This window comes from Spiroplasma sabaudiense Ar-1343, assembly GCF_000565215.1.
Lineage (GTDB): Bacteria > Bacillota_I > Bacilli_A > Mycoplasmatales > Mycoplasmataceae > Spiroplasma_B > Spiroplasma_B sabaudiense.
In genome coordinates, this window is sequence record NZ_CP006934.1 from 452,828 (window position 1) to 465,637 (window position 12,810).

Consider the following 12,810-nt stretch of genomic DNA (forward strand, 5'->3'; position numbering starts at 1 on the left):
TTAATAGAGTGTTTTTAGCAAGGAGTCAATATGACAGAATTACTAAAAAATGAAAAGTTGGAAAGTTGATCACGAAAAGCCTTGGATTTTAATGCTCAGTTAGAAACTCTAAAGCAACAAACTCATGCCTCAATGATAGATCATATTAAAAGAAATTATTTTATGTCCAAGACTTTGAAGAAGCGAGGCCTTTTAACTTTACAAGCTTTTGCCCTTGGGGTTAACAATTTGGCAGGAAATTTATTTAGAAACTTTGAATTTAACATTGACGATTCAGAGCCGCAGTATTACTCCTTAAAAAAATTAGATGGCCAAGTAATAAAAATTGAATTTGAAAAAGATAAAAAAATTACGCTTACTTTAATAAAGCAAGAAAATATTTTTACAACTACTTTAAAAATAAAAAACATTTTAGGTTTTAAAAAAATTAAATATCAAGTTCATGTTTTTGGTAAGGAACCAATTTCAATTTTCTCATTAAACACTTTCATGCGTAAGGTTTTTTTAAAAAAAGATTTTAAACAAACTTTTAATAGTCTTGATATTGGCTATAAAAATAAAAAAGAAGAAGTTAAAAATATTAATTCTAATGAGTTATATTTATATAGATTGGACCAATTTAAAAATGAAAAATAATTTAATACTTTGTTTTGATATTGGGGGACTTGGTTTAAAGGTGAGTCTCTATGATTTAGACATGAATGAGAAATTTAGAACAAAATTTACTTATAAACTATTAGAAAAAAAGACTATTTTCGATTTGATTAAAAATACATATCAAGAGGTTGGTAAAGATTTTGATATTACAGCAATCGCTATATCAGCGTCGGGAATTATAGATGCTAAAAATAAGTTAATGTATTCTTTAAAAGATAGCAACTCAAAACTAATTCAAGATGACTTACACGGTTATATGAAATGATGCACCATTCCCTGATTTATAGAAAATGATGCAAATTGTGCTTTGCTTGCTGAAAAATATTTTGGTGCTGCTCAGAGTAAAAAAAATATTTGTTTGATCACAATTGGCACAGCACTTGGTGGAGCGCTAATGATTAATGAAAAAATTTATGTAGGTTCGCACTTTATGGCCAATGAAATTGGTTGTGGAATTTTAGATAATAATTTCACAAACTTTAAAAACATTTCTGTGCAAACTGGAATGAATGGTTTGGTTGAAGAATACAATAGTGTTTATAATAAAAATTTAGAGGGAATTGATATTTTAAAACTGGCTGAAAAAGACTCTTTGTCAAAAGAATATCAAATTGTCAAATCTCGACTTGTTAAAATTGCTCAAGTGATTATAAATATGTATTTCACAGTAGACCCTGAACTAATTTTAATTGGAGGCGGGGTTTCTGCCAATAGTTGATATTTAGAAGAACTAAAAAAGACAATCAAGGAAATTGAAGCTATTGTTGGTGTTCCAATTTTGGCTGAAATTAAATCATGCCAATTTCAAAACGATGCTGGTAAAATTGGGGCCCTAGCATTGTATTTAGATGACAAAGGAATTAAAACTTATGAATAAGAGAATTGAAAACTATCAAAATTTAAAATACGGTTTATTTATTCACTACGGCCTTTATTCTTTTTTTGAAGAGGGAGAATGGTATTGAAATATGAATAAATTAAGCAAATCTGATTTTTTAGAAAAGCTTGGTAATTTGAAGAATTTAGAATTACAAGTTGACTTTGATTCATTAATTTTCAAAGCAAAAAAATGAGGATTTAAATATGTCGTTTTAACAACTCGTCATCACGAAGGTTTCTCACTATACGACACAAAAGGACTCTCTGATTTTGATATTAAATCTTTGAAAAATCAAACTGATTTAGTCAAAGATTTTGTTCAAGCTTGTCGTAAATATGATATCAAACCTGTTTTATATCACACAACCTTAGATTGATATGACGATAGATTTGAGAAAGACTTTAATGCTTACTTGGATTACCTGTATAAATCTGTGGAAATTCTAACAAAGAACTATGGAGAGATCGCTGGATTCTGATTTGATGGTAATTGAAGTAAACCTGATGCAGATTGAAATGAAACCAAACTTTATCAAATGATTCGTCAGAATCAACCCAATGCAGTGATAGTTAATAATTCTGGGTTAAATGCCAAAGGAGCTGCTGGAAATGAATTTCTGGAAGTGGTAACTTATGAACAAGGAGCCTTATTAGAACAGCTAGTTGAAGTCCAAGAAAATTTAGCTCGTGAAGTATGTGAAACGATAAATGACCATTGGGGGGTGGCAAAACTTGATTACAATTTTAAATCAATTCAACAAGTTATTACTCACCTAGTCAATGTCGTTGCAAACAAAGCAAATTACCTTTTAAATATTGGCTTAGATAAAAATGGAATTGTCGGCAATGTTGAATCTCAAATTTTAAATATGGTTGGTGATTGAATTGATAAATTTGGAAAAAAACTATTTGAGAATTTTAACCTAGTTGATAGGGTAGGAGAAAACTATTTGATTGAAACCAGGGATCATTATACAATTTTTCTGGCAAATATTAAATCAGGAGGTCATGTTGATGAAATCGCTTACGGTTCAAAAGAGTTAAAATCGATTGTCTTTAATAATGTGACAAAAAAAATAAAAACAATGCAAGGACTTGATGATAAAGAAATATATGAGTTTGATCAAAAAAGTCAAAAATTGAGTTTTATCCCCAAATCATTTAAGTATGGAAACAACACTATTTATAAAGTTATTATTTGTGAAAAGGAAGGTGATTAAATGCGTGAAATTGGAATTTCAATTTATCCAGAGCAATCAAGTTTTAAAAACAATCTAGATTATTTAAAAAAGTCCGCAAACTTAGGATTTAAAATTTTGTTTCTATCAGTTTTACAATTTGATGAAAATAATTTTTTAAAATATCAAGAAAATTACTTTCAATTAATAGAAGAAGCTAAAAAATTAGGCTTTTACATAATTTTGGATGTAGCTGATGGTGCGTTTAAACTTTTTAAATGTGATATTAATAACTTAGAACCATTTGCAAAATTGGGAGTTAATTGTTTGCGTTTAGACGCACCCTTATTACCATCACAAGTGGCACTAGCAACATACAATGAGTTTAAAATCGACATTCAAATTAACATGTCAAATAATGATAGTTTCATTAATAATATTTTAGATTTTAAACCAATTAAAAACAAACTTTCAGGATCTCATAATTTTTACCCTTTAGAGGATAGTGGTCTGCCATTAGCTTTTTTTATAGACTCAAGTAAAAGATATAAAAAATTTAATTTAACAACAATGGCATTTGTCGGCTCAAAAAATGATAATCAAGGTCCGGTCCCAGAAGCACAAAAATTAGTTACTTTAGAAAATCACCGAAAATTAGAAATAGAAATTCAAGCTAAGCATCTATTTGCTACAAATTTAATTGATTGAGTTATAATCGGAAATGCATTTGCAAGTGATGAAGAGCTTATCGCATTGAGCCAATTACAAAGAGAATATATTTCGTTTAAAATTGATTTACCTAAAAATCAACTTTTTGAAATTGAAAACAAAATTTTATTTGATAATCTGCATTTCCGTAGGGGGGACATTAGTGAATTTGTGATACGTTCAACAAGTGTTAGACCAAAGTATAAAGACTTTAAAATACAACCAACGAGATTAAAAAAAGTTTTTCAAAGAGGTGATGTTGTTATTCTCAATGATAATGCTAATCATTACAAAGGCGAATTGCAAATTATTTTGAAAGATAATTATCTTGATAAGGATCAAAAATTTAATTTTATAGAAAATTTGGCAGATCAAGTAGCAATACTAGATTATATTGAACCATGAACAAAATTTATATTCTATTAATTCAATTTTTATAGAAAAGGTTAATTTATGAATCTTGCCACAGAAATAATAGGATGACTTGCTTTTGCAACAAGTTCGCTAATGCTAGTTCCTCAAGTCTATAAAGTTATTAAAACCAAAAAAACAGAATCAGTTTCGATGGTTATGTTTATCTTTGCTGTAACCAATTACACTCTTTGAACAGTCTATGGATTCTTGAAAAACTCACCACAAATTTATATCGCTAACATCTTAGCGTTTATTTGTAGTGTAATCATCTTAGGATTTGTCATTTACAATATTGCTAAAAAGAAAAATTAACTAGTTTTAAAATTAAAAAAAATGCTTTTACAAGCATTTTTTTGTGTCAATTTTTTCATATTGAAAGATTTTAGTCTAAAATGTATTTAAAAGTGAGAAAACGTGAAATCAATCAAAATCAATACGCCAATTTAACAAATGATTTTTTTATTAGAAAAATTAAAAAATTTGATAAAAATTTTAACTTCAACAAGGATTTTTACAAAAATACTTTTAAAAAAATTTCAATTCAAACATCAATCAGAGTTTGAATTAAGAAAAAACTAATTTCTTTTAAAGTTATGATGAACATTAATTTTCATTTAAAAAATCAAATAACACCGTTTGAAGTTTGTGCTTCTATAACTGATTTAGAATTTAAAAGAAATATTTTGGAAATAAAAAAAATGTTTACAAAGACAGAATAATTCATTCTTAAGCTTTATGTTAAAACTCGGTTTATTTAAAGATTTATTTAGTATTAAATTTTTGCAAATCATTTTTTAAGTATTCTCCCAACTCTTTATCAATACAATAAATATAACAACCTTTCATGGCTTGAGTCATTAAGGTTTTATAAGTATTTTTAATAATTTTATCACCAATAAATTGAGTCTCTAATGGCTCAATTTTTTTACTTTTTAACCCTTTTACACTAGAATCAGTTTTTGAAATCAATGACTAAAATTAAATAGTTAAATTGTGTGATCATAACTATTTTAGGACTATAGGAGGCTAAAAAGTTTTTCTAGAAATTTAAACATTAACACAACATTTTCATTTATAGTTGTGTTATTAAATAAATCTATTTTCGTTGTTTGGTTTAAAAAATCCACAAAAGATTTATCAAGATTATTTGGAAATTCACAGAATTTATTTATCAAGGTCACTTTTGGCTTAATGTAGAAAATATCTATATCATTTTTTAAAATGTCTTTTTCTGAAAAATTATCAAATTCATAAGTTTTAACATTTTCATAGCGTGTTTTTTTGTCTTGGGTTCTTGAAATTATTTCGCTTTTTACTCATTTAATTGATTTTTCAATTACTTCTCAGTCTATTAAATTCACAGAATTATCCAAAAAAGTTCTCGAATTAATGGTATCGTATTCGTAATCACAAATTAATAATTTATAAAGTTCAAACTTACCCCAGTCATCATTTATTTGAACTAATGAATTAATTTTTCCTACGGGTCCTCTTATATATGTAATTGTTTTATCCAAAACCTTTATTTTAGCATTTGGTGATATACTTTCATATTTTTTTGTAATTTCATCATAGATATTGCTTACAATTCGGTCATTTTGGTTTTTTACAGCATGAACATCTCCAAAATTCATTTCAAAAATTCTGATACTTTGCCAGTAGTCGCGGTTAGTGAAGTTTAAAGTTGCAATTTTATTTTTCGCCTCATTAATTGTTTCTATAAGACTTTGATATTTTTTTGAACCAGAAAAGCTTTGGAATTTCCAGTTTATAAAAACAAAATATAAAATAATATTTTTTCAAGCGAGTGGTTACCTTACGAATTTGGCATCTTCTTCTTCGATTAATTCTTTGTATAAGTCATTTACTTTATTTAGTATTGTCATTCTCGTTCTTGGCATAATGTTTTCTTTCACTAATTCTTCAAAAATACTTTCATCAATTCAATAATCTAAATCATTATTTACTCGGTGCATTTTCAAAAATTCTTCAATATTAAAAGTGTCACAAATAATTTTCTCAAAAAATAAGTCTTTATTTTTAGAGTCTGCTTTATCTCCAAATAGTGTATCCATAGTAAATTTATAGTCCAAAACAATTGCTGTTTTTATATTATTGGATAAACAAGATACAATATGCTTTATAAAATTCAGATACTCCTCAATTTTTGATTTTTTACACCTGTCAATTTCGTCAAAAATAATCAAGACTTTTTTGTCAAGGGTTTTATCTTTTAATAATTTAAGAAATTTATATTCTTCATCATTTTTTTGAAAAACCTTACTAATATTTTCTAAAATTTTTCCTGGCAAACCCAAAAAAGGCCCAAAAATTTTTGTAATGTTTAAGGCGCCGCTAATAACTTTACTTATTATTTCTTTTTTCTGATAAGGATTAGAAAATTCAAAAATTTCCTCAAAAACTCTTTTTGCTATCATATCTAAATCATTTTGATATAACTCATATTCTCAAAGTTCAATTCTTACGATTTTTATTTTATTAGAAATATCTTTTGAAACACTGTCAATTAAAGTGCTTTTTCCAGTTCCTCATGTACCATAGATACCTAAACTTCTATCATCATTATCTTCTTTATTAACAAAAGTTTTAATTTTGTTTTTTAAAGTTTCGCTAATTTCTTTGAAATTATAAGCATTAAATTCTTTATTATTCATAATACCTCTTTATCTATATTATAGACTATTATTTTAATAGAAAATAATTAAATATCTTAATTTTGAAATACAAATCTAAAATAAATAGAATAGATAGACAAAAAAAAGAAAATTAATAATTAAATAAATTATAGTTTCAAACTATTTTATTGTTTTAATAATTGACAAAAATAAAAAATTTACATATTATGAAATCAATAAGCAATGTTGAGGTGGCAATTTTGGATGAACAATTACAAAAATTAAAAAAATTAATTAATCAATTTTATGATAAATGATCAAAATTTTTTAAAAAAAATTTTGATACTATCTTGGATTTACCAGATCATGTAATAAAAAAAGAAGAATTTACTATTATTTCAGAGAGATTTGATTCTGCAGAAAATCAAATTTTACGACACTATAGTATTTTTAATAATATCTTTAATCAAATTGATTTATCAAATTACGATTCCTTTCTTTAAATATTCACCAAATCAACTAAATAGATATAATTACCTTTCATGGAACAAGTAATTAGCGTTTTATTAGCGAAAATAATAACAAAATTTTTATACGCGATCCGAAAACGCTATCCAGTTTAAGGAATTCAAAAATTAATTAGCAATAAAAATCTACCTAAACTCCACACCTTATAATTATTAAAATTATATTTTTTTCACCTATTAATATATAATATTCATAGGTGAAAAAAAATGGATAATAAAAAAATAACAGGCGAAATGGTTTTAAACGAAGCAAGCTTTACAATGCTGAGAGAAATTGACTCATCTTCAGTCAGCATGATTTCTGAACTCGTTGATAACTCTTTAGGATCACTAGGTAATAATATTTATAAAGGAAAACACTTCATAGAAATAATAATTAAAAGAAAAGAAAATAGGGAATATGACTTAATTATTATAGACAACTGTGGTGGAATTGATGCCAGAGAAATAGATAATGTAATGACATATGGAGACCGAAAAGATTATAAGGAACCATTTTTTAATGTATTTGGGGTAGGATTGAAAAGAGCTGCGATTTGGTCGGGAACCGGAATGCAAATTTTTTCTAAGCATGAAAGCGGTGGTTTTGAATTGAACTTTGATTTTTATGAAGAAATAAATGGCAAAATAAATATGAACTCAGAGAACAGAGAATATTCTTATATGAGAAATGATCCCGATATTAATTTCATCTTAAATCCTTCAAGAAAAGTTGTTTATGGAACTAAAATAGTTTTTAAAAATCTGATAAGAGATAAAGATAACAAGTATAATGATAATAATCTATTTCACCTTGAAAATTACCTAGGTTGAAGATATTCCAAATATATAAAAAACGACAATATCGAAATTTCTTTAAGCGAGTTAAACGAGAATAACGACGTTATCGAAGATGGGATATTAAACCATGAATCCAAAATAGTCAGACCATCAGCTCCAGCTTTTGAAAATTTTGGTATTTTCTATAATTTTTTGGAAAAAAAATATGCAAATCTGCATCTCACTAAGAATGATGTCTTGAATTTTATTAAGGATAAAACTAAAAATGAATTTGATAAAGTCGAAGACCGAGAGTTTATTTTTGATTTACTACACAATGAATTAGATTTATGTATTGAGCAAGAATTTAAATACAAAGATAAAATTTTAAAAGAAGAGGTTTCCCTTCCATTCAAGATTGGGATGACAACTTTTAAAAATATAAAATACCCCACAAGAGTTTTTAATAATTATAAAGAGGTTATGGGGATAAGTCTTTATCAAGCTGACAGAGCACTAGAACATGGCCCTAATCTAGAAAATAATAAAAAATTTCAAAATAGATTATTGGATAATTTTCATAGGCAAAACAAGGGTAGCGGCAAGACCTGAAATACTAGGATTATTGGAGAAATAAATTTAGATAACTATATAAAGTTGGTCTACTCGCAGAATAAGGAAGCTGAAAGCGCTCTTGGAACAATTAAAGACCAGTTTAGGATAAAAGATGATGTGTGGATTAAATTTTCGGACAAAATGATAGAAATCTGCGATAAAGTTTATGGTAACTTTTTTAGAGAATATAATGACCTACAGAAAAATTTTGAAGTAAAGTTTAAAGAGTGAAAAAAAATCCAAAGCGGGGAAAATAGTAAACTTGATTTAGTTGTGGAATCCAAAAAAAATGAAATTAAGGCTCCTCGGTGCGAAGACAGAATAATTGAAAAATTAGATGGAGTGAATATAGTATATTTTTTTGAAGATTTTTATTCTGATAAATTGATTTCAGATTTTGACATAAAACCCGAAAGTGACACCCTTGAGATTTATCTAAATAAACTATATTTTAACAGTAAAAACATTTCATTTTTTGAAGATTTTGTGAAACTCTTTTTTTTGAAAAATAATTTTATTTCTAATGAAATAAAGGATGAAAAGGATAAACGAGCAGATTGATTAAATAAGAAAGGAATAAAATGAAAGAAAAAATAGCATTTCGAACTTTGGATGAAATAAAGAAAATGTTTGAAGAACAACAAAATAGCAAATTTAAAACTCAAAATTATCACAATGATCATATATTTAATTTTTTTAAAGATTTGAAAAGTGACGAAAATATAGAGTTTAATTTTGAAAATATTAAAAGATCTTTAACTTTAGATAGCTTTAAAGATAACAAAAAGACAATTCTTTTAATTGGTGAGGTTCAATCAGGAAAGACAAGGAATATGTTAAAAATGCTTGATTATGTTTTAAATGAAAAAGATTATCACGATGTTTTTTGAATCTGTGGAACTAACAATAATTTATTATCACAGAGCATTAAAAGATTAAGAGATGAGGAAAACCTTGATTTGCACTCCTATGAAATTGGGTATTTGGAATATTTAAAATCCAAAGAAACCCCAGTTACTTTAAAGCGAGAAATTGAGTTAAGAGATAAAGTTTTGGCAGTTAGCTTGAAAAATAAACTTCAACTAGAAAATTTAAATAGAGGAATTACTTTTGCTGACACACTTTGTTCTGAAAGGAATTTATTAATAATAGATGATGAATGTGATTTTATGTCGCTTTCAAAAGATAATAATTCAAACGAGATTAAAGCTAACCATAAGTTACTTATGAGTTTATTAAATAATAAAGTATATAAAAAAACCGCATATGTCGGTGTTACGGCGACTCCTTATGGAAATTTCAATTATGAGAGAAGCAAAGACCTATTTCCTGAAGAAGTTGTCCTACTAAATCGCAGTAAAACGGAATACACGGGTTTAAATTGATTCAACGAAAGGTCTAAAGATATCTATATTAACCTAAATACTGAAAAAACTGATGAAAATCAATACACAATAGATGTCGCCATTATTAATCATGCACATGCTATATATAAAAATCCTAAAAAATTTTCTGAAATGCTAATAAATATTGATTTAGATATTTTAAACCACGATATTTACAGCTCTAAAGTTAATAAATCATTGAGAAATTGAATAAGATTGTATGAAAATAATTTTCAAACTTTTAAAATTGAATTAAATAAGTGTTTGAAAATTCTTAATCATCCCACAAAAGATATAGATACCGAAGTTTTTTATAAAATCATTAAAGAAATTAAAAAAGATGAGATTTTTATTTTAAATGGAGATAATAGTCAAAATGATAAGTTTCAATCTGGTAGGCAAAATGCAATTATTATCGGAGGCGTAATGGTTTCTAGAGGTTATACTTTTGAAAATTTAAAAACGGAAATAATGATAAATGCACCAAAGGCCGAAAATAAGGTAAACATCGGTGTTCTGTTACAAAGAGCTCGTTGATTTGGTTACAGAAGGGAAAGCGAGAAATACATGAGAATTATTTTGAATTCTAAAATTATTAAATCTTATCATGAAGCAGAAATTGTTCAATCTGAGCTTTTTTCTTTTTTTGGTCAAACAGGTGTTTTTAAGAGACCTCATGAAATAACTGAACATTTGGAAGTAATATCAAGAAAACTAAATTACTTGGAGGTAAAATAATGAAGGAAATTTTTCACAAAAAAGATGATAATATCGAGATACTAATAAGAGGTGAAATTGGTTCAAGAGTTGAGGCCCACATAGCAATGCCCGTTACACAGACTAAAAGAAAAATATCTAAATACAGTAAGTTTTATTATATAAACTGTCTGGAAGTAAGTGATTCAAATCAAGTTCGCTATAACGAACAAATAAGTTTTATTATGGATTCTTTGACAGTTAGCGAAGTAAAAAACATTTACAACTTTATTGTTGAAAGTCTAAAAAAGCCAGAGATAAAGACCCTTAAAGACTGCATTAAACTTGTGATGTCTACATTTGGAAGAGTTTTAGGCCTTACTTATGAAAAAATAGTGGGATTGGCGGGAGAGCTGCTTTTGGTTGACACACTATTTAAAAAAGGGATTGATATAAGTGCCTTTTTTCACGAAAGAGATAACATGCTCTACGATTTTTATTTTGAAAAAAGTTCCTCATATTTGGAAGTAAAATCTACAACAAACCTTAATGAAACACATTCAATTAAGCTAGATCAATTAAGTAAAAATTCTAAAAAGACATCATTTATCACTGTTAAATTTAATGAAGATAGTAATGGGGAAAAATTAATAGAAATTATTGATAGAATTTTAGAAAATAAAAATTTCGATTATGAATTCTTAAATAAACTTGGCGATTTAAGAACCACAGTCGAACCAGACTTAATTGCGCAAGAACATTGCTTTGATACAAAGAACATAGATTTTAAGTTATATGTACCCGAAGTAATTCAGAAAAACATTTCTATACTAAGCCTTTTGTCAGAAAATAAAAACTGAAATCACATTGAAAAAATAACCCTAGACTTAAATTTATCAGGAATTATATCAAATGAAATAGAAGATATCAAAGAGATGATCTAAGTGAAACAATCAACTAAGGAAAAGTCTGAAAAAGCTATTCAGGAAATAAAAAGAATCTACAAAAGAGACGATTCTCCATTCCTTATAGGGTACTCGGGTGGTAAAGACTCCACCCTAACTTTAGAGCTTGTTCTAAACGCTTTAAATCAAATTTATATTTCTGACAGTAATCTTATAAACAAAGTAACTTATGTCATCTCTTCAGATACATTAATTGAAAATCCTTTTGTTGTAAATAGAATAAAGGAATTTGAAATTTTTTCAAATTCTCCAGAAGCAAAAAAGCTAAAAATTGAATTTATAAGCGTTAAACCTGAAGTAGATGAAACCTTTTGAACGCTTTTAATAGGTAGAGGATATCCCTTACCACTCAATAGATTTAGATGGTGCACCAGACACTTAAAAATAAATCCTATTGAAAATAACACCTATAAAATTCAAGAAAAGCATCCCACGGTAATCAATGTACTAGGAATTAGAAGAAATGAATCAGCAGTAAGAAGATCAAGAATCGAAAAATCTCAAATCGATAATGAATATTATTTGTTTCAAAATTTTGAAGAGGAGAGAAATATTATTTTTGCACCTATAATTGATTTTGAAATTCATGATTTGTGAAATTATTTGCGTTTTATAGAAAAAAGCTTTTGAGGATCGAACCTGAACATTTTATATCAAATGTATCAAGACTCTTCAAAGGAATGCCTAAACTCTTTTGATATGAAGCAAGTTGATAATAAAGGGGATTCGTGTGGAAACTCAAGATGAGGGTGTTGAGTCTGCCCACTCTCAAATAAAATTTGAATTGATAACATGCACAGTAATGGTATTCAAAATTTAGAACCCGTTGTCAAGTTTCGAAAGCTATTGTTATCGGAGAGGGATAAACAAATAAATAGATACGCAGGCAAACATGTAAGACGTTCCAATGGTACTTACTCGCTTGGAATAAGAGGTTGACAAAAACTTAAATTTGATGAAGAAAATAATGCTCACTTTATTCCAAAAAAAGGAATTCATAGGGAAAGGGTTGATGTAGTTATAAATGATGTGCTGCAAAAAAAATATAAAATTTTAGAATCTACGGAATTAAATAAGAATCTTGCCAAAAAAATTTACAATGATGAAAAGGGATTAACTTCTGCTCACTTTGTAAAAAAAGTGGAAAATGAATACTTTGTTCTAGCGCCGGGACCATACACTATTAAATATAGGGCTAACATCTTAAGAAGACTCATTGAATTAAGGGAAACTTACAAAGATTTAGAAATAAATTCAGGAATCGAATATGCAAAAATTTCAATTATCTCAGATTCTGAGATATCAAGAATTAAAGAATTACTTTTGTTAAATGCTAAAGCTATTTCAGAAGAAAAACTGAACAAGTTAAAAATCTGGTTGGAGGGGTAGAA

General features: G+C 27.1%; 14 protein-coding genes. 11 read left to right on the plus strand and 3 right to left on the minus strand.

The window, feature by feature from the left end; genetic code table 4:
- Positions 1-30: 30 nt before the first annotated feature.
- The 6 genes from SSABA_RS02115 to SSABA_RS02140 all read left to right on the plus strand — a co-directional run bounded on the left by SSABA_RS02115 (position 31) and on the right by SSABA_RS02140 (position 4,555).
- Positions 31-636: a hypothetical protein gene (locus SSABA_RS02115; RefSeq protein ID WP_025250951.1), complete on the plus strand. Its 606-nt coding sequence runs from the start codon at positions 31-33 to the stop codon at positions 634-636.
- Positions 626-1,534, plus strand: coding sequence for an ROK family protein (locus SSABA_RS02120; RefSeq protein WP_158500002.1), 909 nt, complete (start codon positions 626-628; stop codon positions 1,532-1,534). The genes SSABA_RS02115 and SSABA_RS02120 overlap by 11 nt, the downstream gene beginning before the upstream one ends.
- Before the next feature lie 91 nt (positions 1,535-1,625).
- Entirely contained in the window at positions 1,626-2,756 is a 1,131-nt protein-coding gene (locus SSABA_RS02125; RefSeq protein WP_201766851.1) for an alpha-L-fucosidase, read from the plus strand.
- Positions 2,757-3,848, plus strand: a complete 1,092-nt coding sequence (locus SSABA_RS02130) for a DUF871 domain-containing protein (RefSeq protein WP_025250954.1) — start codon at positions 2,757-2,759, stop codon at positions 3,846-3,848. It abuts the gene before it with no gap.
- Positions 3,849-3,875: 27 nt separating this feature from the next.
- Positions 3,876-4,148 carry a SemiSWEET family sugar transporter gene (locus tag SSABA_RS02135; RefSeq protein WP_025250955.1) on the plus strand — a complete coding sequence of 91 codons (273 nt, stop codon included), beginning with the start codon at positions 3,876-3,878 and terminating at the stop codon, positions 4,146-4,148.
- Between the two features lie 92 nt (positions 4,149-4,240).
- Positions 4,241-4,555 (plus strand): hypothetical protein, encoded by a 315-nt coding sequence (locus SSABA_RS02140; protein ID WP_148293475.1) that lies wholly within the window; start codon positions 4,241-4,243, stop codon positions 4,553-4,555.
- Between the two features lie 43 nt (positions 4,556-4,598).
- Here the strand turns inward: SSABA_RS02140 and SSABA_RS05215 are convergent, their stop codons facing one another.
- The 3 genes from SSABA_RS05215 to SSABA_RS02155 form a co-directional block, all read right to left on the minus strand.
- Positions 4,599-4,805 (minus strand): DNA/RNA helicase domain-containing protein, encoded by a 207-nt coding sequence (locus SSABA_RS05215; protein ID WP_025250957.1) that lies wholly within the window; start codon positions 4,803-4,805, stop codon positions 4,599-4,601.
- Between the two features lie 47 nt (positions 4,806-4,852).
- Positions 4,853-5,470, minus strand: a complete 618-nt coding sequence (locus SSABA_RS02150) for a hypothetical protein (protein WP_025250958.1) — start codon at positions 5,468-5,470, stop codon at positions 4,853-4,855.
- Positions 5,471-5,647: 177 nt separating this feature from the next.
- Positions 5,648-6,511 (minus strand): P-loop NTPase fold protein, encoded by an 864-nt coding sequence (locus SSABA_RS02155; protein WP_025250959.1) that lies wholly within the window; start codon positions 6,509-6,511, stop codon positions 5,648-5,650.
- Positions 6,512-6,732: 221 nt separating this feature from the next.
- Between SSABA_RS02155 and SSABA_RS02160 the strand changes: the two genes are divergently transcribed.
- The 5 genes from SSABA_RS02160 (at position 6,733) to SSABA_RS02180 (ending at position 12,808) form a co-directional block, all read left to right on the plus strand.
- Positions 6,733-6,975, plus strand: coding sequence for a hypothetical protein (locus SSABA_RS02160; RefSeq protein WP_025250960.1), 243 nt, complete (start codon positions 6,733-6,735; stop codon positions 6,973-6,975).
- Between the two features lie 231 nt (positions 6,976-7,206).
- Positions 7,207-8,970: an ATP-binding protein gene (locus SSABA_RS02165; RefSeq protein ID WP_025250961.1), complete on the plus strand. Its 1,764-nt coding sequence runs from the start codon at positions 7,207-7,209 to the stop codon at positions 8,968-8,970.
- Positions 8,955-10,496: a Z1 domain-containing protein gene (locus SSABA_RS02170; protein ID WP_025250962.1), complete on the plus strand. Its 1,542-nt coding sequence runs from the start codon at positions 8,955-8,957 to the stop codon at positions 10,494-10,496. The genes SSABA_RS02165 and SSABA_RS02170 overlap by 16 nt, the downstream gene beginning before the upstream one ends.
- Positions 10,496-11,398, plus strand: coding sequence for a PD-(D/E)XK motif protein (locus SSABA_RS02175; protein ID WP_025250963.1), 903 nt, complete (start codon positions 10,496-10,498; stop codon positions 11,396-11,398). The genes SSABA_RS02170 and SSABA_RS02175 overlap by 1 nt, the downstream gene beginning before the upstream one ends.
- Positions 11,399-12,808 carry a phosphoadenosine phosphosulfate reductase domain-containing protein gene (locus SSABA_RS02180; RefSeq protein WP_025250964.1) on the plus strand — a complete coding sequence of 470 codons (1,410 nt, stop codon included), beginning with the start codon at positions 11,399-11,401 and terminating at the stop codon, positions 12,806-12,808.
- Positions 12,809-12,810: the final 2 nt, after the last annotated feature.